This is a genomic window from Anaeromyxobacter sp. Fw109-5 (assembly GCF_000017505.1).
Taxonomy (GTDB): Bacteria; Myxococcota; Myxococcia; order Myxococcales; family Anaeromyxobacteraceae; genus Anaeromyxobacter.
In genome coordinates this window covers 2,462,408-2,482,520 of sequence record NC_009675.1, presented here as the reverse complement: position 1 = coordinate 2,482,520, position 20,113 = coordinate 2,462,408, and the positions used below count along the sequence as shown (strand labels likewise).

17 protein-coding genes are annotated in these 20,113 nt (G+C 73.6%); 15 read left to right on the top strand and 2 right to left on the bottom strand.

The window, feature by feature from the left end; translation table 11 throughout:
- Window positions 1-20: 20 nt before the first annotated feature.
- Window positions 21-572 (bottom strand): bifunctional nuclease domain-containing protein, encoded by a 552-nt coding sequence (locus ANAE109_RS11155; RefSeq protein ID WP_012096973.1) that lies wholly within the window; start codon window positions 570-572, stop codon window positions 21-23.
- A gap of 155 nt (window positions 573-727) precedes the next feature.
- Between ANAE109_RS11155 and ANAE109_RS11150 the strand changes: the two genes are divergently transcribed.
- The 11 genes from ANAE109_RS11150 (at window position 728) to ANAE109_RS11100 (ending at window position 12,677) form a co-directional block, all read left to right on the top strand.
- Window positions 728-1,852 carry a PAS domain-containing sensor histidine kinase gene (locus ANAE109_RS11150; RefSeq protein ID WP_083776854.1) on the top strand — a complete coding sequence of 375 codons (1,125 nt, stop codon included), beginning with the start codon at window positions 728-730 and terminating at the stop codon, window positions 1,850-1,852.
- A gap of 64 nt (window positions 1,853-1,916) precedes the next feature.
- The gene (locus ANAE109_RS11145) at window positions 1,917-2,615 is read left to right on the top strand and encodes a ChbG/HpnK family deacetylase (RefSeq protein WP_049768571.1); all 699 of its coding nucleotides are present in this window, start codon (window positions 1,917-1,919) and stop codon (window positions 2,613-2,615) included.
- A gap of 122 nt (window positions 2,616-2,737) precedes the next feature.
- Window positions 2,738-4,051 carry an NADP-dependent isocitrate dehydrogenase gene (gene icd / locus ANAE109_RS11140; RefSeq protein WP_012096970.1) on the top strand — a complete coding sequence of 438 codons (1,314 nt, stop codon included), beginning with the start codon at window positions 2,738-2,740 and terminating at the stop codon, window positions 4,049-4,051.
- A 36-nt stretch (window positions 4,052-4,087) separates the two neighbouring features.
- Complete coding sequence (gene mdh / locus ANAE109_RS11135) at window positions 4,088-5,026, top strand: malate dehydrogenase (protein ID WP_012096969.1); 939 nt, start codon at window positions 4,088-4,090, stop codon at window positions 5,024-5,026.
- A gap of 344 nt (window positions 5,027-5,370) precedes the next feature.
- Window positions 5,371-6,534, top strand: a complete 1,164-nt coding sequence (sucC, locus tag ANAE109_RS11130; RefSeq protein ID WP_012096968.1) for an ADP-forming succinate--CoA ligase subunit beta — start codon at window positions 5,371-5,373, stop codon at window positions 6,532-6,534.
- A gap of 223 nt (window positions 6,535-6,757) precedes the next feature.
- Window positions 6,758-7,777: a succinate--CoA ligase subunit alpha gene (sucD, locus tag ANAE109_RS11125; RefSeq protein WP_012096967.1), complete on the top strand. Its 1,020-nt coding sequence runs from the start codon at window positions 6,758-6,760 to the stop codon at window positions 7,775-7,777.
- 37 nt (window positions 7,778-7,814) lie between these two features.
- Complete coding sequence (ndk, locus tag ANAE109_RS11120) at window positions 7,815-8,255, top strand: nucleoside-diphosphate kinase (protein WP_012096966.1); 441 nt, start codon at window positions 7,815-7,817, stop codon at window positions 8,253-8,255.
- A gap of 147 nt (window positions 8,256-8,402) precedes the next feature.
- Window positions 8,403-9,758, top strand: a complete 1,356-nt coding sequence (locus ANAE109_RS11115; protein ID WP_234945286.1) for a hemolysin family protein — start codon at window positions 8,403-8,405, stop codon at window positions 9,756-9,758.
- A 12-nt stretch (window positions 9,759-9,770) separates the two neighbouring features.
- A complete protein-coding gene (rlmN, locus tag ANAE109_RS11110) occupies window positions 9,771-10,904 on the top strand; it encodes a 23S rRNA (adenine(2503)-C(2))-methyltransferase RlmN (protein ID WP_012096964.1) in 1,134 nt (377 codons plus the stop codon).
- Window positions 10,905-10,946: 42 nt separating this feature from the next.
- Window positions 10,947-11,888, top strand: a complete 942-nt coding sequence (locus ANAE109_RS11105) for a PfkB family carbohydrate kinase (protein WP_012096963.1) — start codon at window positions 10,947-10,949, stop codon at window positions 11,886-11,888.
- Window positions 11,889-11,942: 54 nt separating this feature from the next.
- The gene (locus ANAE109_RS11100) at window positions 11,943-12,677 is read left to right on the top strand and encodes a metallophosphoesterase (RefSeq protein WP_012096962.1); all 735 of its coding nucleotides are present in this window, start codon (window positions 11,943-11,945) and stop codon (window positions 12,675-12,677) included.
- A 187-nt stretch (window positions 12,678-12,864) separates the two neighbouring features.
- Here the strand turns inward: ANAE109_RS11100 and ANAE109_RS11095 are convergent, their stop codons facing one another.
- Complete coding sequence (locus ANAE109_RS11095; protein WP_012096961.1) at window positions 12,865-15,114, bottom strand: PQQ-binding-like beta-propeller repeat protein; 2,250 nt, start codon at window positions 15,112-15,114, stop codon at window positions 12,865-12,867.
- Between the two features lie 79 nt (window positions 15,115-15,193).
- Between ANAE109_RS11095 and ANAE109_RS11090 the strand changes: the two genes are divergently transcribed.
- The 4 genes from ANAE109_RS11090 to ANAE109_RS11075 are packed head-to-tail and all read left to right on the top strand — an operon-like array spanning window position 15,194 to window position 20,084.
- Window positions 15,194-17,260 carry an HTH domain-containing protein gene (locus tag ANAE109_RS11090; protein ID WP_234945285.1) on the top strand — a complete coding sequence of 689 codons (2,067 nt, stop codon included), beginning with the start codon at window positions 15,194-15,196 and terminating at the stop codon, window positions 17,258-17,260.
- Between the two features lie 6 nt (window positions 17,261-17,266).
- A complete protein-coding gene (locus ANAE109_RS11085) occupies window positions 17,267-18,178 on the top strand; it encodes a HEAT repeat domain-containing protein (RefSeq protein WP_012096959.1) in 912 nt (303 codons plus the stop codon).
- Window positions 18,175-18,759 (top strand): hypothetical protein, encoded by a 585-nt coding sequence (locus tag ANAE109_RS11080; RefSeq protein ID WP_012096958.1) that lies wholly within the window; start codon window positions 18,175-18,177, stop codon window positions 18,757-18,759. The genes ANAE109_RS11085 and ANAE109_RS11080 overlap by 4 nt, the downstream gene beginning before the upstream one ends.
- Window positions 18,759-20,084 carry a homoserine dehydrogenase gene (locus ANAE109_RS11075; RefSeq protein ID WP_012096957.1) on the top strand — a complete coding sequence of 442 codons (1,326 nt, stop codon included), beginning with the start codon at window positions 18,759-18,761 and terminating at the stop codon, window positions 20,082-20,084. The genes ANAE109_RS11080 and ANAE109_RS11075 overlap by 1 nt, the downstream gene beginning before the upstream one ends.
- The last annotated feature ends 29 nt before the right edge of the window (window positions 20,085-20,113 follow it).

The following is a 20,113-nucleotide window of genomic DNA, read 5'->3' as shown; positions in this document are numbered from 1 at the left end:
TCGCAGCCCGGGACCCCGCCTCACAGGCGGAGCGCTGGCGCCCTCGTCTCCGCCACCAGCGCCTCGTGCGCGTGCCGCAGCTCGTCGGGCGTGAGCCCCGCCTCGGCGAGCAGCCGCTTGGTCGTCGAGATGGTCGCGCCCGCCGCCAGCGCGAGGGCGAGCGACTCGGAGGGCCGCGCGGCCACCTCGATCTCGCGGCCTGCCTGCGCCAGGCGAACCCGGGCCCCGGCGGAGGTCTCCTCGACGGCGTCGATCTCGACCCCGAGGACTCGCGCGCCCAGCGCCTCCAGGGCGCGACCGAGCAGCCCCTCGGGGGCCGCCCCGGATCGCGCCCCCAGGTCCAGGGCGTCGCCGTCGGGCACGAGCAGGGGGAGCACCGTCCCGCTCTTCCCGTCCCGCAGCACGACGAGCCCAGCGGGGCCTTCCGGCATCGGCAGCACGGCCGCGAGCTCGAGCGTGACCCGCCCCCCTCCGTGCGTCGCCCGCGGCGTCCTCTGGCCCCCCGCGACCAGCGCCAGGATCCCAGCCGCGGCGGCGGCGAGCGGCAGCGAGATGGTTCCGGCGGCGGGCATCGGCGCTCCTCCCGGCGCGCGACGGCGCCTCGCTCAAGGTGGGGTCGACCGCGTGCGAGGCGCCAGCGCGGGCGCGCGCCCCACGCCACCTCGGACGAGGGGGCGGCGAGCGGGCGAGGCTTCTCGCGGCACCGGGGGAGGGTCAACGTGAGGCCGTGGACTTCTCCCTCCTCGACTCCGTGCCGGACGCGATGGTGATCGCGGACGAGCACGGGGAGATCGTGCACGCCAACCGCGAGGCGGAGCGCCTGTTCGGGTGGCCGCGCAGCGAGCTGGCGGGACGGCCGATAGAGATCCTGCTCCCGTCCCGCTTCCGCGCCGAGCACCGGGCGCACCGGACCGGCTACCACGCGGCGCCGCGCACGCGGCCGATGGGCCTCGGGCTGGACCTGTCGGGCCTGCGCAAGGACGGGGCGGAGTTCGCGGCCGAGATCAGCCTCTCGCCGATCGAGGTCGACGGGCGGCGCTGCGTCGTGGCGGCGGTGCGGGACGTCACGGACCGGAAGCTCCTCGAGGGCCGGGCGCGGCTGTGGAGCAAGGCGCAGGACGAGGTGCGCGAGCGCGACGAGTTCCTCTCCGTCGCGTCCCACGAGCTGCGGACCCCCGTCACCGCGCTCCAGCTCCAGCTCCAGCTCCTCCACCGGCTGGCCGCGCGCGGAAAGGACGACGTCCCGCGCCTGCTCGAGCCGCGCGTCGAGGCCCTCGAGCGCCAGACGCGCCGGATCGCGCTGCTCGTGAACGAGCTGCTCGACGTCTCCCGCATGCGCCTCGGGCGGCTGGAGCTCCGCTACGAGGCGCTCGACCTCGCGGACGTCGTGCGCGGCGCAGCCGCCCAGGTGCGCGAGGAGGTGGCGCGCTCGGGGTCGGTCCTCCAGCTCGACCTCGCGCGGGCTCCCGGGCGGTGGGATCGCATGCGCCTCGAGCAGGTGGTCACGAATCTGCTCCTCAACGCGTCCAAGTTCGGGCAGGGAAAGCCGATCGCGGTGGAGGTCGAGGCGGACGGCCCGCGCGCGCGCCTGCGGGTGACCGACCAGGGGATGGGCATCGCGCCGGAGCATCACGCCCGCGTGTTCGAGCGGTTCGAGCGCGCCGTCCCCATCGCCAACTACGGAGGGCTCGGCCTCGGGCTGTACGTCGCGCGCCAGGTCGTGGCGGCGCACGGCGGGGAGATCCGCGTCGAGAGCTTGCCCGGCGCCGGCGCGACGTTCACGGTGGAGCTGCCCCGCGACCCTCCCGGCGAGCACGCGCCCGCGGCACTCGACGCCCCGGCGGTCCACTGACGGCGAGCGCGCGCGGGGTGCGCGTCCCTTGACCGGGCGCGGCGCGAGAGCGAGGCTCGCGCGCTTGAAGCTCCTCGTCGTCAACGCCGACGACCTCGGCTACGATCCCGAGATCGACCGCGGCATCCTCGAGGCCCACGCCCGCGGGATCGTGACGAGCGCCACCGTGATGGTGCTCAGCCCGTTCGCGCGCGCCGCCCTGGGAGCCGCCCCGCCCACGCTCGGCGTCGGCCTCCACGCGGTCGTCCCGGCGGACCTTTCGCGCGCGGCGGCCGAGGCGGAGCTGCGGGCCCAGCTGGGAAGGTTCGAGGACCTGCGCGGCGCCGCGCCGACGCACCTCGACAGCCACAAGCACGCGCACGCGGCGCCCGCGATCCTCGCGGCGTTCACCGCGGTCGCGGCGGAGCGCGGACTCCCGGTGAGAGCGATCGATGCACCGATGCGCGCGGCGCTCCGCGCGGGAGGGGTGGTCACGGCGGATCGCTTCCTCGGCGACGCCGCGCGGCGGCCCGCGTGGACGGAGGAGGCGCTCGTGACCGCGCTCCTCGGTCTCGAGGAAGGGGCGACCGAGCTCATGGCACATCCGGGGTACGCGCCGAGCCACGCCCGCACCTCGTTCGGGCACGAGCGCGAGCTCGAGCTCGCCGCGCTCTGCAGCCCCCGGGCGCGTGCGGCGGCGGACGCGGCCGGGGCGGTGCTCTGTGATTACGCGGAGTTTTTGTCGCAGCGGCCCCATACGAGGGTCGCCGGCCGGCTCCCATAGTCGACCCTAGCGGTCACTAAACTCCCGATTTTCCGAGGGCTTTGGCCCTCCCTTCGCCTTTACTCCCTCTCGATCGCGGTGATAAGACCCGGCTCCACTCCCCATACGCGAGGTCCGATCGAATGCCCGACGCCAAGCCCGTTGTGCCGAAGGACGGAGCGAAGATCACGCTGGTGAACGGGAAGCTGAACGTCCCGGATCGTCCCATCCTGCCGTTCATCGAGGGTGATGGAACGGGCCGTGACATCTGGCGCGCGAGCCAGCGCGTGCTCGACGCGGCCGTCGAGAAGGCGTACGGCGGCAAGCGCAAGATCGCCTGGACCGAGGTCTACGCCGGCGAGAAGGCCTTCACGAAGTTCAACAACTGGCTGCCCGACGAGACCATCGAGGCGTTCCGCGAGTACCTCATCGGCATCAAGGGGCCGCTCACCACGCCCATCGGCGGCGGCATCCGCTCCCTGAACGTCGCGCTCCGCCAGCTCCTCGACCTGTACGTCTGCCTCCGGCCCGTGCGCTGGTTCAAGGGCGTGCCCTCGCCGGTGAAGCGCCCGGACAAGGTCGACATGGTGATCTTCCGCGAGAACACGGAGGACATCTACGCCGGCATCGAGTGGGAGGCCGGCTCCGAGCAGGCGAAGAAGCTCCTCGGGTTCCTCGAGAAGGAGTTCCCGAAGGAGTACAAGAAGATCCGCTTCCCGGGCTCGACCGGACTCGGAGTGAAGCCCGTCTCGCGCGAGGGCACCGAGCGGCTCGTCCGCGCGGCCATCGAGTACGCCCTCCGCCTCGAGCGGAAGAGCGTCACCTTCGTCCACAAGGGCAACATCATGAAGTTCACGGAGGGCGCGTTCCGGAACTACGGCTACGCGCTCGCCGAGCGGGAGTTCGCGGACAAGGTGTACACCTGGGAGCAGTGGGAGCGGACCAAGGCGTCGAGGGGCGAGGAGGCCGCCAACGCCGAGCAGAAGGCGGCGCTCCAGGGCGGGAAGCTCCTCGTCAAGGACGCCATCGCCGACATCACCCTGCAGCAGGTGCTCACGCGACCGGACGAGTTCGACGTGGTCGCGACCCTGAACCTGAACGGCGACTACCTGTCCGACGCGCTCGCGGCGCAGGTCGGCGGCATCGGCATCGCGCCGGGCGGCAACGTCAACTACGTGACCGGCCACGCGATCTTCGAGGCGACCCACGGCACGGCCCCCAAGTACGCGGACCTCGACAAGGTGAACCCGGGCTCGGTGATCCTCTCCGGCGAGATGATGTTCCGTCACCTCGGCTGGAACGAGGCGGCGGATCTCATCATCAAGGGCATGGACGGCGCCATCGCCGGACACCGGGTCACCTACGACTTCGCCCGCCTGATGAAGGCCGAGGGCGTGGCCGACGCCGTCGAGGTGAAGTGCTCCGAGTTCGGAGACGAGATCATCAAGCACATGTAGTCCTTCGGTCCTCCTCGCGCGAACGGAGAAACACCCATGGCGGTTCGGAAGAAGATCGCCCTCATCGGCGCCGGCCAGATCGGCGGCACCATGGCGCTGCTCTGCGGGCAGCGGAACCTGGGCGACGTCGTCCTCGTGGACATCATGGAGGGCGTCGCGAAGGGCAAGGCGCTCGACCTCCAGCAGACCCGCGGCGTCCTGAAGTTCGACGTGGACGTCACCGGCGGAGGCACGAGCGACTACTCGGTCATCCAGGGCGCCGACGTCTGCATCGTGACCGCCGGCGTGCCGCGCAAGCCCGGCATGAGCCGGGACGATCTCCTCAAGGTGAACCTCGACGCGATCACGAAGGTCGCTCAGGGCATCAAGCAGCACGCGCCGAACGCGTTCGTCATCGTGGTGACGAACCCGCTCGACTCGATGGTGTACGCGATGCAGAAGGTCACCGGCTTCGACAGGAAGAAGGTGGTCGGCATGGCCGGCGTGCTCGACACCGCGCGCTTCCAGTACTTCGTCGGCGAGGCGGCCGGCGTCGCGCCGCAGGACGTCACCGGCGTGGTGCTCGGAGGGCACGGGGACGACATGGTGCCGCTCGTCCGGTACTGCTCCGTGAACGGCACCCCGCTCACGAAGCTCCTCGATCGGGCGAAGCTCGACGCGATCGTGGAGCGCACGCGCAAGGGCGGCGGCGAGATCGTCGCCCTGCTCGGCACCGGGTCCGCGTTCTACGCCCCGGCGGCCAGCGCGGTCGCGATGGCGGAGAGCTACCTGCGCGATCAGAAGCGCGTGCTGCCGTGCTCCGCCTACCTCGAGGGCCAGTACGGCGTGAGGGACCTCTTCCTGGGCGTTCCGGTGGTCATCGGGGCGAAGGGCGTCGAGAAGGTCGTCGAGCTCGAGCTCTCCGACGAGGAGAAGGCGATGCTCGCGAAGTCGGTGGAGAGCGTGAAGAAGTCCGTCGCGGAGACCAGGCTGTAGCGGCTCGGCCGGGCCGGCTCCGCGGGGAGCCGGCCTCCGTCGACGCGGCGGCCGATCCGCGTCGCGTCGCTTCGTTGCTCCTCCCTCACATACCCAGCGGGTATGCTCGGTCGTCGCGCCTCGCGCTGCTCGCGTCTCGACCCTCTGGCTCGGTCCGGGGATGGATGCATGGCCTCATATGGGCCGGAGCGGAATCCGGGACTGCGACCACGGCCGGATCTGTGTAGAGGTCTGCCCCAAGTCCATCCCGCCGACGACCTCCATCGCCCGCGCCGTTGGGTGACGACTCCCGGCCGAGCGGGGATCGGGTCGTGGCGGGAAGCTCCGGAGGGGAGTGACCCACCGTGAAGATCCACGAGTACCAGGCGAAGGACATCCTGAGGCGGTTCGGGGTCGCCGTCCCCCGCGGCTACCTCGCCGTCACGCCGCTCGAGGCCGAGGGCGCGGCCCGCCAGCTCGGGGGCGGGATCTGCGCGGTGAAGGCGCAGATCCACGCCGGCGGACGAGGGAAGGGCGGCGGCGTACGCCTCGCCCGCTCGCCCGACGAGGCGCGGCAGCACGCCGAGGCCATGCTCGGGATGATGCTGAAGACGCCGCAGACCGGCCCCGAGGGACAGGAGGTCCGCAAGGTGTACATCGAGGAGGGCTGCCGGATCGCGCGGGAGCTCTACCTCGGCATGACCCTGGATCGCGAGGCGGGCCGGCTCGCCGTCATGGCCTCGATCGAGGGCGGCGTGGACATCGAGGAGGTCGCGAAGCGCCACCCCGAGAAGATCCTCCGCGAGTGGATCGACCCCCTCATCGGGCTCATGCCGTACCAGGCCCGGCGGCTGGCCTTCGGGCTGGGGCTGACGGGCGACTCGGTGGGCGCCTTCGTGCGCTTCGCGACCGGGCTCCACAACGCGTACGTCGCGACCGACGCGTCGCTCGCCGAGATCAACCCGCTCGTCATCACGGTCGGCGGGGAGGTGCTGGCGCTCGACGCGAAGATGAACTTCGACGACAACGCGCTCTACCGCCACGCCGACATCGCCGCGATGCGGGATCCCGACGAGGAGGATCCCAAGGAGACGACGGCCAAGGAGTACGATCTCTCCTACATCGCGCTGGACGGCGACATCGGCTGCATGGTGAACGGCGCCGGCCTGGCGATGGCCACGATGGACGTCATCAAGCTCTCCGGCGGGCGCCCCGCGAACTTCCTCGACGTGGGCGGCGGCGCGGACGAGGACAAGGTCACGGCGGCGCTCAAGATCATCCTCTCGGATCCGGCGGTGAGGGCGGTGCTGGTGAACATCTTCGGCGGGATCATGAAGTGCGACGTCATCGCGAACGGCATCGTCGCGGCGGCGCGGCAGGTCGGCCTGGCGCTCCCGCTCGTCGTCCGGCTCGAGGGCACGAACGTCGAGCTGGGCAAGGAGATCCTGGCCCACAGCGAGCTCGACATCATCCCGGCCGACGACCTCGGCGACGCGGCGCGCAAGGTCGTCGCCGCGGCGCGGGCGTGACGGTGATGGGTTCCGTTCAGACGAGCGACGCGAGTCCGCCGGGGCGCCATCGCGCTCGCGGCGAAGCCGCCGGCGATGGCGCACGGGCCCCGGCGAGCAGGGGTGGGGCCCCGCCCCTCGACTTCGCGCCCGCCTTCGCGGGCGCTACGCTCGGGGTGAGCGGGCACGGCGATGAGCTGTCTGCGGGGCGGGGGCGCAGCCCCTCTCAAGACGCGGAGGGCGCGTGAGCATCTACGTCAATCGAGACACCAGGGTCGTGGTGCAGGGCATCACGGGCTCCGCCGGGAGCTTCCACACCGAGCAGATGCTCGAGTACGGCACGCGCGTCGTCGCGGGCGTGACGCCGAACCGCGGCGGCACGAAGTTCCAGGGGACGGTGCCCATCTTCCACACGGTGGACGACGCCGTGAAGGAGACGGGCGCGAACGCGGCGGTCATCTTCGTGCCGCCGCCGTTCGCGGCCGACGCCATCACCGAGTCCGCGGACGTGGGCATCCCGCTCGTCGTGGCGATCACCGAGGGCATCCCGGTGCTCGACATGATCCGCGTACGCCGGTTCCTCGCGGAGCGGCCCGGGACGCGGCTCATCGGCCCGAACTGTCCCGGCCTCATCACCCCGGGCGAGTGCAAGATCGGGATCATGCCCGGGCACATCCATCGGCCGGGGCGCATCGGCGTCGTCTCGCGCTCGGGCACGCTGACCTACGAGGCCGTGAAGCAGCTCACCGATCTCGGGCTCGGCCAGTCCTCGGCGGTGGGCATCGGCGGCGATCCGGTGCACGGCACCGACTTCGTCGACGTCCTCCGCGAGTTCGCCGACGATCCCGGCACCGACGCGATCATCATGATCGGCGAGATCGGCGGCACCGAGGAGGAGCGCGGGGCCGCCTTCGTCCGTGATCACGTCAAGAAGCCGGTCGTGGGGTTCATCGCCGGCCGGACGGCGCCCCCCGGGAAGCGCATGGGGCACGCGGGGGCGGTGGTGTCGGGCGGCAGCGGGACCGCCGAGGCGAAGATCGAGGCGATGCGCGACGCCGGCATCACGGTCGTGGATGGACCGCACCTGCTCGGTCGTGCGATGAAGGACGCCCTCGCTCGGCGCGGCCGGTCCCGGCCCGCCGCCGCGGGCAAGCGCGCGCCGACCGCCGCACCGGCGCGCGGGGGAGCCGGAGCACGGAGCTCGGCCCCCTCACAACGCGGCGGCAAGGGCGCTCGCAAGGCGGCGAAGCGCGAGCGCGGCTAGCGCCCTTGGAAAACCCAGCACGAGGAGCAAACGCAACATGGCGAACGAGCGCACGCTTTCCATCATCAAGCCCGACGGCGTCGAGAAGGGCGTCATCGGCCAGGTCATCGCCCGCTTCGAGAAGGCCGGCCTGAAGCCGATCGCGATGAAGATGACGCACCTCTCCCAGGCGGAGGCGGAGGGCTTCTACGCCGTCCACAAGGCGCGCCCGTTCTTCAACGATCTCGTGAAGTTCATGACGAGCGGCCCGGTGGTCCTGATGGTCCTCGAGGGCGAGGGCGCGGTGGCGAAGAACCGGGAGATCATGGGCGCGACCGACCCGGCCAAGGCGGCCGCCGGGACCATCCGCAAGGACTTCGCGTCCAACATCGAGAAGAACACCGTGCACGGCTCGGACAGCGCGGAGAACGCGAAGATCGAGGTGAGCTACTTCTTCCCCGAGACGGCCATCCACACCTACGAGTGGAAGAAGGCCTAACTCTCGGATGTTGTTACGGTAAGTCGGGCTGGCACCCAATCGGGTGCCGGCCCGACCGCCATTTCCGGTTACAATCTCTCTCGCCCGTCCACCCCCGGACGGGCTTCGTGTCTCGGGAACGTCAGGAGCGCGCGGGCTTTGGATGCAGTGCCGACATGGAAGTGGCTGCTCGCGATCCTCTTCCTCGTCGCGTCCGCGTTCTGCTCCGGGACGGAGACCGCGCTCACCGCGCTGGGCGACGCCCGCGCCCGCCAGCTCCGCGACGCGGGCGGCCGGCGGGCGCGGATGCTCGGCCTCTGGATCGAGCACCCCGAGCGCGTCCTGTCGTCGCTGCTCATCGGCAACACCCTCGTGAACATCGGCGCGGGCGCGCTCGCCGCCGGGATCGGGGCGACGCTGGCGGAGCGCGCCGGCTGGAACACGGCCACGAGCGTCACCGTCGCGACGGTGATCGCCACCGTGATCGTGCTGTTCTTCGGCGAGATCATCCCGAAGACGCTCTGCAAGCGCCACCCGGTGCGGGCTGCCCTCGCCGTCATCCCGTTCGTGCAGGCGCTGTCCTGGGTGATGTGGCCGCTCTCCGCCGCCGTCACGCGGGCGACGAACGGGGTGTTCCGCCTGTTCGGCGGCAAGGGCGCCGTCACGCCGGCCGTGACGAGCGAGGAGATCGAGTACCTCATCGAGATGGGCACGCGCGAGGGGGTGCTCGACGAGGTGAAGGAGGAGCTCCTCAACAGCGTGCTCGAGTTCGCCGATCGCGTGGCGAAGGAGATCATGGTCCCGCGCACGCGCATGGTGGCCATCGACCACGACGCCCCGCAGGAGGAGCTGTTCCGGATCGTCACCGAGAACCCCTTCAGCCGCATGCCGGTCTACGAGGGCTCGATCGACAACGTCGTCGGCGTGCTCCTCGTCCGGGAGATCATCCAGGACCTGCGCCAGGGTCGGCCCATCGCCATCGACCGGTACCTGAAGCCGGCCTTCTTCGTGCCCGAGGGCATGAAGATCTCGCGTCTCCTCAAGGAGATGCAGCGGCGGCGCACGCACCTCGCGGTCGTGGTGGACGAGTTCGGCGGCACGAGCGGCCTCGTCACGCTCGAGGACGTCATCGAGGAGATCGTCGGGGAGATCCAGGACGAGGGGGACGTGGAGGCCGCGCCGGTCAAGGTGGTCGGGCCCGGACTGTGGCTCGCCGAGGCGGCCATGCCGCTGCACGACCTGGAGGCCTACCTGAACGAGCGCCTCGAGGAGGCGGCCACGGCGGCGGGCGAGGAGCGGCCGCCCGAGCTCCGGTTCCCGGAGGAGGGCGACTACGAGACGCTGGGCGGCTTCGTGACGGCGACGGCGGGGCGCGTCCCGCCCGTCGGCGCGATGGTCACCTGGGACGGGCTCACCTTCACGGTGCGCGCCGGGGACGAGCGGCGCGTGACCCGCGTGGAGATCGCGCGACGGCCGGCCGAGTCCTCCGGGGAGCCGGCGGCGCGCGCCGCGGGCAGCGCTTAGAACAGGACGTCCATGTCTGCGCCGCACGATCCGCCTCGGCCGGAGCCCCGGCCCGACCTCCGGTCCTTGCCCCTCGACCGGCTCGAGCGGCTGGTGGCTGCGCTCGGCGAGCGGCCGTTCCGGGCGCGACAGCTCCACCGCTGGCTGCAGCAGAAGGGGGCCGCCTCGCTCGACGAGCTGACCGACGTCCCGCGGGCCCTCCGCGCCGCGCTCGCCGAGGCCACGACGCTCACCACCCTCGAGCGCGCGACCGAGCAGCGCTCGGTCGACGGCACGATCAAGTGGACGTGGCGCACGCACGACGGGAAGCTGGTCGAGTCGGTCTACATGCCCGAGCCCGACCGCCGGACGCTCTGCGTGTCGTCGCAGGTCGGCTGCGCCGTCGGGTGCACCTTCTGCCTCACCGGCACCATGGGGCTCGCCCGGAACCTCACGCCGGGTGAGATCGTCGAGCAGGTCCATCGCGCGAACCGGCGGATCGTCGAGCTCGGGGAAGGGCAGGGGCCGCGGCCCCTCACGAACCTCGTGTTCATGGGGATGGGCGAGCCGCTCGCGAACTACCGCAGCCTGAAGGTCGCGCTCGACCTCCTCCTGAGCGAGGACGGGCCCAACTTCTCGCACCGGCACGTGACCGTCTCGACGAGCGGGCTCGTGCCGATGATCCGCAAGCTCGGCGAGGAGACGCCGGTGAAGCTCGCGATCTCGCTCAACGCGACCACCGACGCCCAGCGCGACGCCCTCATGCCCATCAACCGGCGCTACCCCCTGGCGCAGCTCCTCGAGGCCTGCCGGAGCTTCCCCATCCGCAACGGGCGCCGGATCACCTTCGAGTACGTGCTCCTCGGCGGCGTGAACGACTCGCTCGAGGACGCGGTGCGCCTCGCCCGGCTCGTGCGCGGCATCCCGACGAAGGTGAACCTCATCCCGTACAACGCGAACCCCGGCCTCCCGTACCGCGCGCCCGCGCCCGAGCGCGTCGTCGAGTTCCAGGAGACCCTCGCCGCCCGGAACCTGACGGCGGTGGTCCGCAAGAACCGCGGCGGCGACATCTCCGCGGCGTGCGGCCAGCTCGCGGCGGAGGGCGGCCCGGGCGATCCGAGGCGCCCCGCCCCGCCACCGTTGACCCGCCTGCCCGCGGCGGGCTAATCGTGCCGCCTGGCCGGCGGCCCGCCGGCGGAAAGGTCGCGCATGTCGCTGCTCGCCGTCGGCTCGGTCGCCCTCGACTCCCTGGAGACGCCCTTCGGCGCGCGGGAAGAGGTGCTGGGGGGCTCCGCCTCGTACTTCGCGACGTGCGCGAGCTTCTTCGGGCCGACGCGCGTGGTGGCGGTGGTGGGCGAGGACTTCCCCGAGGAGCACGTCCGGTTCCTCGCCTCGCGCGGCATCGACCTCGGCGGGCTCGTTCGGCGCGCCGGGCGCACCTTCCGCTGGAAGGGGCGCTACGAGTTCGACCTCAACACCGCGCACACGCTCGACACGCAGCTCAACGTCTTCGCCGAGTTCAGGCCGGAGCTGCCGGCCCACTACCGCGACTCCGAGTACGTGTTCCTCGGCAACATCGACCCGGATCTGCAGCGCGCCGTCCTGGATCAGGTGCGTGGCCCGCGGTTCGTCGCGTGCGACACGATGAACTTCTGGATCGCCTCGAAGCGGCAGAGCCTGCTCGAGACGCTCCGGCGCGTGGACATGCTGTTCGTGAACGACGCCGAGGCGCGCCAGCTCGCGGAGGAGCACAACGTCGTGAAGGCGGCCCGCCGGATCCTCTCCTTCGGCCCGAAGGCCGTCGTGGTGAAGCGGGGAGAGTACGGGGCGCTCTTCTTCTCGGGCGACGAGGTCTTCGCCGCCTGCGCCGTCCCGCTCGCCTCGGTGTTCGACCCCACCGGCGCGGGCGACTCCTTCGCGGGCGGGTTCATGGGATACCTCGCACGCAACGGCGGCCTCGATCACGGGGCGATGCGACGGGCGATCGTCCTCGGCAGCGTGCTCGCGAGCTTCACCGTGGAGCGCTTCTCCCTGGACCGGCTGCGCACCCTCACGACCGAGGAGATCCGCGCCCGCTACTCCGAGGCGCGGCGGCTCGCCCACTTCGACGACCTCGAGGTGGACCTGTTCAACGGCGTGTCCGTGGGTTGACGCGCTGCACCCTCGCGGCTACCATCCCGACGCGCGCGGGGGACGCGCCGCGAAATGCGCATCGGCATCCTGTCCGACATCCACTCGAACCTCGAAGCGCTCACCGAGACCCTCGCGGCGCTCGAGAAGCTCAGGCCGGACACGATCATCTGCCTCGGCGACGTGGTCGGGTACGGCGCCAGCGTGAACGAGTGCTGCGCGCTGGTCCGCAGGAGCGCGGCGGTCACGCTGCTCGGAAACCACGACGCGGCCGTCGCCGGGCGCATGGACTACAGCTTCTACTACGACGCGGCGCGCCACGCGCTCGACTGGACCGCCGCGCGCATCGACCTCGGCAACCTCGAGTGGCTCCGCGGCCTGCCGTACGCGCACCGGGTCGAGAACGCCCAGTTCACCCACGGCAGCCCGGTGGACCCCGAGGCCTACGAGTACGTCTTCGCGATCGAGCAGGCCCGGGAGCTCCTCCCGCACCTCGAGGCGCTGGCGGAGGTGAACTTCGTCGGGCACTCCCACCTGTGCAAGTCGTTCGCGCTCAACTCGGCGGGAGACGTGACCGAGGTGGTCGCGCCGCGGTTCGGGCTCCGGCGCGGGTACCGGTACGTCGTGTCCGTCGGATCGGTGGGCCAGCCGCGCGACTGCGACAACCGCGCCGCCTTCGTCCTGTACGACTCGGACGAGCGCGTGGTCGAGTTCCACCGCGTGGCCTACGACATCGAGGCCGCGGCTCAGAAGATCTTCGACGCGGACCTCGCGCTGAACTTCGGCAAGCGCCTGTACATCGGTGTGTAGCGGGGGGCTGCGCCCCCCGCCCCCACCCCTGCTCGGCGGGGCCGTTCGACGTCCCGCTCACCCGTTCCCCATCTGACATCCCGTTCACCCGAGCGTAGCGGCCGCGCAGCGGTCGCGAAGTCGAGGGGCGCCCTCCCCACGCTTCGCGTGGAGCCCCTCCGCAAAGATTCCTCCTGGTCACGATCCGTCACGCCACCACGCTGAGGTGCGTGGCGACGCGGTAGCCGGTGACGAGGCCGTCCGCGTCCATGAGCGCGAGGCCGAGGGAGGCGTCCACCGCGACGCGCACCGGCGCCACGCCGGCGATCGCGCCCACGATCTCGCCGGTGCGCGCGTCGAGCGCGGTGACGCCGTCCGCCGCGGCGATCACCGTGCCCCGCGCGATGGCGGGCGGCACCGCGCCGGGCGCGGGCGCGCCGGACGGCGGCGGACGGGTCCAGCGCGCCACGCCGTCGCGGCCGAGCGCCACGAGCCCGCCGCTGGGATCGCGCGCGACCAGCAGCGAGCCGGCGGTCGCGAGCGCGGGCGGGCCGGCCAAGGGCGGGACCACCGTCCAGGACGGGGCGCCGGTCTCCTCGAACGTGGCGATCACGGCGTCGCCCGCGAGCGCGCCGGCGATCGCGACGCGCCGCCCCCAGGCGACCGGCGGACCGGAGGGGACGAGGTCGAGCGGTGCCTCCCAGCGGCGCGCGCCGCCCGCCGGGTCGAGGGCGAGCGCCACCGCACCGGCGCCGGAGTCCGCGGAGCACAGCACGAGCGCCAGCCCGGCGACCGCCGCGGGGGGGCGCAGGACCGGACCCGGGCCGCGGACGCGCCACACCACGCGGCCGGTCCCGTCCACGCCGTAGATGAAGCCGGTGTCCGCGCCGGCCGCGACGATGCCGCCGAAGCTCGTCGCGACGAGCCGCCCCGCGCCAGGCGGGACGAGCCGCCAGAGCGTGCGGCCGGAAGCGGGATCGAGCGCGGTGAGCGCCCCGCCGCCGACCACGAGGAGCGGCCCGCGCGCGAACGCCACGGCCCCGAACGCCGCCGCGCCGGGGAGGGGGCGCGCCCAGAGCCGGCGACCGGTGCGGAGCGCCGACGCCTCGAGCTCGCCGCCGCGCGCGAGGAGCAGCGCGCCCGGCAGCACCGCGGCGTGGGTCGCGCCCGGGGCGCGCCACAGGAGCCGTCCGGAGGCGCGCTCGAGCGCGGCGACGGTCGCGGCACCCGCGACGAGGACGACCCCGCCGCGGACGTGGAGGCCAGGCCCGGCGGGAGCGCCGACGTCGAGCGCGAAGAGCCGCCGGAAGGCGAGCCTGCGGAGCCGTCCCGGGCCGAGCGGCCGCTGGGACGGCGCCCTGGGGGCCGGCACGCGCGCCTCGTCGCCGCGGGCGGCGTCGTGCGCGCGGTCCCCCTCGGCGAGCTCCTCGATCTGCCCGAGCCGCTCGGCCGCCGCGGCCTCCAGGTCCGCGAGGTGCGCGTTCTCGGCCTGCCGTGGGTTGCGCGCCCGCGCGACCCGGCCCAGCTCGAGCGCGGCCTCGGCGAGCGCGCGGGCCAGCTCGAGAGGCGGGCAGGGCGCGCTGGGCCCGGGGCCAGAGAGCCGGCCCGCGACGAGATCGAGCGCGAGCGTGGTGACCCCGCCGCGCCCCTGCCGCGCGAGCACGATCTCGCAGCTCGGCTCGCCACGGCGGAGCGCCGCGAGCAGCCGGTCCACGCCCGCGCCCAGATCGCGCAGCGCGAGGAACGGGATGCCCGGGAACGTCGCCAGCGCGGCTCCGCCGGGGCCGCGGAGCGTGAGACGCCCCGGGACCAGCAACGACCCCAGGTCCGGCCGACCGCCCTCGTATGCGAGGAGCTGTCCCTCCTCGTCCGAGAGCTCGAGGAGGCAGGCCAACCGGGCCCCGCCGCGCGTGGCGCGTGGCGCGCGGGCGCCGCCCGTGGCTCGCGAGCGCCGCGGAGGAGCAGACTCGGCGCGCCTCAGCACCCGCGCGGCCGCGCGGAGCCGTCTCCCCTCGCGCTCCGCCTCCTCGGGCAGGATCTCGGAGAGCTCGCTGCAGAAGGCGGCGGCGGCGTCCAGGGCCGCCGCGGCGAGCGCGTCGACCTCGACCTCCACGTCGCGCGCCAGCACGCGCGACGGGCGAGAGAGGGTCACCAGGGTGAGCAGGGCGCTCGAGCCGCGCCGGCGGATGACGAGCTCGAGCTCGCCCTCGCGGAAGGGCACCGCCGCGTGCGCCTCCCCGCCGACGACCCGGGCGATCGCCCGCAGCAGCGCCTCGAGGGAGGGGAGCAGCGGCCCCTCTGCCTGGCCTGCGGCGATGTCGATCCCGTCGACCTCGATGGCGAGCGCATCCACCACCGCGCGCGCGGCGGCCGCTCGCGCCGGCCCTGTCGCCCGGCGCAGCGAGGCCTCCAGCCCGGGGTCGTGCTTCCAGCTCGCGCCCGTTCGGATCCGGATCATGGGATCCCAAGAATCACCGCGGAATCAGGCACTTTCAACGTTGACATGACAGCGCACCGGCACGAAGATGACCGCTCCGGTGCGGGCCCCCTACGCGCGGGCCGCCGCTCTTTCTTCCCCTCTCCCAAGGACGTACATGACCTTCACGGAAGCAGCGATCGAGGTGCTGCGGCGCGAAGGAAAGCCTCTCCACTTCAAGAAGCTCACGGAGATCGCCATCCGCGAGAGCCTGCTCGACCACGTCGGGAAGATTCCCGAGGAGACGATGGCCGACCAGCTCGCCGCGCATTGCCGGCTCCCGCACGCCGACCGGCGGCTGATCCCCGTGCTGCCGGGCACCTTCGCGCTCGTCGAGTGGGGACTCGACGAGGACCCGGCGGGCCTGGAGGGGCTCATCGAGGTGCCGCCCGAGGGCGAGCTCCCCTACCGGGGGCGCGAACGCCACCCGGTCCCTTCCCGAGAGATCGCGCGCGGCGCTGGGCGTGGCGAGGCAGGCCGGCCGAGGAGGAGGGAGGAGGAGGAGCGGCGCGGGCGTCGCTTCCCGCCGCCCGCCGAGGTGGCCTACGAGATCCTCGCGGGAGCAGGTCACGCCATCACGCTCTCGGAGATCGCGGCGCTGGGCGCCGAGCGGCTCCTCATGCCGGACGCGTTCGTCCGCGACGCCGGTTCGCTCAAGGCCGCCCTCGTCGAGGACAACCGCCGGCGCGAGTCGGCCGGCCGCAAGCCGCTCTTCCTCGTCGAGGGAGAGGCCGTCACCCTCGTCGCGCAGCCCGAGGCGGGGGAGCGCGCCCCCATCGCCCCCGTCGCGGCGCGTCCCGCCGCGGCCCAGAGCGCCTCGGAGCTCCGGCGGGCCGCCCTCGCCACGCTGCGCCGCCGGCTGCGCGAGTCCGACGCCGCGACCGTGGAGCACCTCGCCGGGCGCCTGCTCGAGCAGACCGGCTTCCGCGAGATCAAGGTCGCGAAGCGCGGGCGCGAGCACGTGATCTACACGGCCCGCCGCAAGATGGGGTTGGCGGAGCTTCGCCACGGCATCCGCGTCGTTCGCAACGGAGCGGACGCGTCCCGGCGCGACGTGACCGAGCTCCGGCGCGATCTCGCCCACTACGGCGCGCAGATCGGCGTCATCATCAGCGCCGGAGAGGTCGCGCGCGAGGCGCGCGGCGAGGCCGCCGCCTCCGGCCAGCTCCCCATCGTGCTCCTCTGCGGAGAAGCGCTCGCCGAGGCGTTCGCCGACGTCGGGCTCGGCACCGCGCCGATCGTGATCCCCGAGGTCGACGAGGACTTCTTCCGCTCCGCCGCCGAGGCGGCCGAGAAGGAGGAGGCTGCCCGGCGCGCGCGGAGGGAGGAGCGGGAGCGGCGCGAGCCGCGCGAGGGCCGTGAACCGCGCGAGGGCCGTGAACCGCGCGAGGGGCGGGAGCCACGCGAGGGCCGTGAGCCACGCGAGAGCCGTGAGCCGCGCGAAGGCCGCGAGCCGCGCGAAGGCCGCGAGCCGCGCGAGAGCCGTGAGCCGCGCGAGGGCCGTGAGCCGCGCGAAGGCCGCGAGCCGCGCGAAGGCCGCGAGCCGCGCGAGAGCCGCGAGCCGCGCGAGAGCCGCGAGCCGCGTGCGGGCCGCGAGCCGCGCGAGAGCCGCGAGCCGCGCGAGCCCCTCCGCGAGGAGGCGCCCACGGCCGAGTCGGCCGCCGAGCCGGTCCCCGCTTCCGGTCCGGAGCCGCTCGAGGTCATCGCCAGCGCGGCAGCGGCCGCTGACGCCGTGATGGTCACCATGTCGGCGCCGCGTACGGTGGAGCGCTCGCTCGCCGAGGAGGGGGAGGGCGAGCTGGGCGGCGAGCTCGATGACGATGGACCGGAGGGAGACGAGGAGGGCGAGGAGGTCGAGGCGACGCAGGAGGAGACCGTGGCGGCGGGAGAGGGCCCGGCGGACGCCGCTGGAGAGCGTCGCCGCCGCCGGCGGCGCCGGCGGCGGCGTGGTGGACGCGGCCGCGCTCGCGAGGGCGGCGCAGCCACGCAAGGCGCCGCCCAGCCTGGCGGCGCACCCGTGGCAGCGGCCGGCCAGAAGGATGTCGAGCCCGCGGCTGCCCCTCAGCGTGAGCCGTCCGCTCCCGCGGCGGAGCGGCCCGACGGCGACGGCGGAACGAGCGGGAGCTAGCGGCCGATGGCGGGCTCGCGGGGCGCCAGCACGGTGATCGCGGTCGGCGTCGCCGCCGTGCTGGCCGCCGGGACCGCTTGCCGCCGGGACGCCTTCCCCGCCGTCGCTTCGGTGCGGGTCGCGGAAGGGGCGCTCTCCGAGCCGATGCGGGAGGCGGGACTCGACGCGACGAGCCTCGAGACGTCGGCGCGCACCGCGCTCTCCGAGGCAGGGTTCCGTCAGGGGAAGGGCGACCACGCCTATCGTGCCCGCGTCGACGTGCTCGGGGTGCGGCTCGCGCCGGACGGGTTCGCCGGCAGCGCCCCGCGCGTCGAGATCGCCGTCGAGCTGGAGCTCGCGCCGTCGCGCCCCGAGGCGGGCGACCTCGTCCACGAGACGAGCACGGCGACGGCGACGCTCGCCGGCCGCACGCCCCGCGACGCGTGGCGCACCGCGTTCGGGCTGGCGGTGGCGGACGCCGCGAAGGGGCTCGCGCTCGGCTTCGCGGCCGAGGCGAAGCCGCTCGACGCGCTGATCCTGGATCTCGGCTCGCAGGACGCCCGGGTGCGCGATCATGCCATCCGCGTCCTCGCGGAGCGGCGCAGCCCGGAGGCCATCCCGGCGCTGCTCGAGCGGCTTCGCGACGGCGACCCCGACATCGTCCAGCGCGCGGTCGGCGCCCTCGCGCAGATCGGAGACCCCCGCGCCGTGGGAGCGCTCATCGAGGTCGCGCAGGGGGGCGATCCCGCGCTGACCGCGCGGATCGCGCGCATCGTGGGGGACATCGGTGGCCCCGAGGCGGAGGGCTACCTGCTCACCCTCGAGGCCGGTCACCCCGACCCCGCGGTGCGCCGGGCTGCGCGAGAGGCGCTCGCCGACCTCTCCGCGCGGGCGGAGGCCGCTGAGGCGCAGGTTTCCGCTAAGATGCGGGCCCCATGAGGCTCCGCCCGCTCGCCGTCACCCTGCTCGCCCTCGCTTGCGCCCGCGCCCCCGCCCCGGGCGCCGCGGTCGCCCCCGCCGGCGCCACGCCCGCCGATTACTTCCCGCTCGCGCTCGGCAACGAGTGGACCTACCAGGACGAGTCTCCCGCCGTGCCGCCGGAGCACCGCAGCCCTCGGACGGTGCGCATCGTCGAGCGCACGCAGGACGGGTACTTCAAGGACACCGAGCGCGGCGAGCTGCGCCTCGACGGCGACTGCCTGCACGACCGGGCGCGACGTCTCCTGTGTGGCCCCATCGCGACCGGCAACCGCTGGTCGTCCATCGTCTCGGCCAGCTCGACGGAGCGCTACGAGATCGCCGCGGTGGGCGAGACCGCCACCACCCCGGCCGGCGCGTTCGCGGGGTGCGTGCGCGTGCGGGCCCACAACCGCGCGGCGGAGGGCGCCGAGCACGTGCTCGAGATCACCTACGCGCCGGGGGTGGGACCGGTGAAGCTCGAGACGTTCGCGGTGGTCGGGGGGGCGGTGACGCCCCAGGTCAGGGCAGTGCTGAGCGCTTACAGGGTTGGAGGGAAGTGATGCGCGAGGTCGGGATCGGGATCGCCGGGTTCGGCACGGTCGGCGGAGGAGTGCTGTCGATCCTCCGCAGCCACGCAGGCGACATCGAGGCGCGCCTCGGGGCGCGGATCGCGGTGCGGCGCGTGGCGGTGCGCGACGAGGGCAAGGAGCGCGCGATCGGGCTCGCCCCCGAGCTCCTCACCACCCGCGTCGAGGACCTCCTCGAGGACCCCGGCATCGCGGTCGTCGTCGAGCTGATGGGCGGCGTGGACCAGGCCTTCGCGCTCGTGCGCGGCGCGCTCGAGCGCGGCAAGCACGTCGTCACGGCCAACAAGGCGCTCCTCGCGGCGCGGGGCGACGAGATCTTCCGGCTCGCCCGCGAGAAGGGCGTGGACGTCTACTACGAAGCCGCGGTCTGCGGCGGCGTCCCCATCATCCGGACCCTCCGCGAGGCGCTCGCCTCCGACCGCATCAACGCCCTCCACGGCATCGTCAACGGGACGACGAACTTCATCCTCACGGCGATGGACGAGCAGGGCGCGCGCTTCGAGGACGCCCTCCGCGAGGCGCAGAAGCTCGGGTACGCCGAGGCCGACCCCACGCTGGACGTGTCGGGCGGGGACGCGGCGCAGAAGCTCTGCGTCCTCGCGCAGCTGGCGTTCGGCGCGAGGCTCCGGCCGCAGGACGTGCTCACCGAGGGCATCACCGGGCTCAGCCCCGAGGACTTCCGCTGGGGGCGCGAGTTCGGGTACGCGCTCAAGCTCCTCGCGGTGGCCCGGCGCACCGGGCCGGCGGACGGCGCCGCCCCCGGCGCGCCCGACCAGATCGAGGCCCGCGTCCACCCGGCGTTCATCCCGCTCGGCTCGCTCCTCGCCGGCGTGCGGGGCGCGATGAACGCGGTGGTGCTCCACTCCGAGGCGCTCGGCCCGTCGATGCTGTACGGGCAGGGCGCCGGCGCGATGCCCACGGGCAGCGCGGTGGTGTCGGACATCATCGACCTCACGCGGAACATCCTCGCCGGCAGCCCGGGGCGCGTCCCGCTCCCCCCCGATCGCCCCCTCGTCGAGCTGCGGCCGCACGCGGAGGTGCGCTGCGCGTACTACCTGCACTTCTCCGTCAAGGACGCGCCGGGCGTGCTCGCGCGCACCGCCTCGAAGCTCGCCGAGCGGCGGATCTCCATCGCGGCGGTGCAGCAGCGGGAGCAGAACGACCAGGGGAAGCCCGTCCCGCTCGTGATCCTCACGCACCAGGCGCGCGAGGCGGACCTGCGCGGCGCCATCGACGAGATCGATCGGGATCCCACGACCCTCGCGCCCACGCGCCTCATCCGCATCGAGACCGTCTGATCCGGGCGCGCGCCGCGCCTCCTCGGCGG

What these genes read in the sequence shown, in the direction of transcription:
- ANAE109_RS11155 (WP_012096973.1), bottom strand. Translation starts at nt 572, where the DNA reads ATGCCCGCCGCCGGAACCATCTCGCTGCCGCTCGCCGCCGCCGCGGCT.
- icd (WP_012096970.1), top strand. Translation starts at nt 2,738, where the DNA reads ATGCCCGACGCCAAGCCCGTTGTGCCGAAGGACGGAGCGAAGATCACG.
- mdh (WP_012096969.1), top strand. Translation starts at nt 4,088, where the DNA reads ATGGCGGTTCGGAAGAAGATCGCCCTCATCGGCGCCGGCCAGATCGGC.
- ndk (WP_012096966.1), top strand. Translation starts at nt 7,815, where the DNA reads ATGGCGAACGAGCGCACGCTTTCCATCATCAAGCCCGACGGCGTCGAG.
- rlmN (WP_012096964.1), top strand. Translation starts at nt 9,771, where the DNA reads ATGTCTGCGCCGCACGATCCGCCTCGGCCGGAGCCCCGGCCCGACCTC.
- ANAE109_RS11105 (WP_012096963.1), top strand. Translation starts at nt 10,947, where the DNA reads ATGTCGCTGCTCGCCGTCGGCTCGGTCGCCCTCGACTCCCTGGAGACG.
- ANAE109_RS11100 (WP_012096962.1), top strand. Translation starts at nt 11,943, where the DNA reads ATGCGCATCGGCATCCTGTCCGACATCCACTCGAACCTCGAAGCGCTC.
- ANAE109_RS11095 (WP_012096961.1), bottom strand. Translation starts at nt 15,114, where the DNA reads ATGATCCGGATCCGAACGGGCGCGAGCTGGAAGCACGACCCCGGGCTG.
- ANAE109_RS11085 (WP_012096959.1), top strand. Translation starts at nt 17,267, where the DNA reads ATGGCGGGCTCGCGGGGCGCCAGCACGGTGATCGCGGTCGGCGTCGCC.
- ANAE109_RS11080 (WP_012096958.1), top strand. Translation starts at nt 18,175, where the DNA reads ATGAGGCTCCGCCCGCTCGCCGTCACCCTGCTCGCCCTCGCTTGCGCC.
- ANAE109_RS11075 (WP_012096957.1), top strand. Translation starts at nt 18,759, where the DNA reads ATGCGCGAGGTCGGGATCGGGATCGCCGGGTTCGGCACGGTCGGCGGA.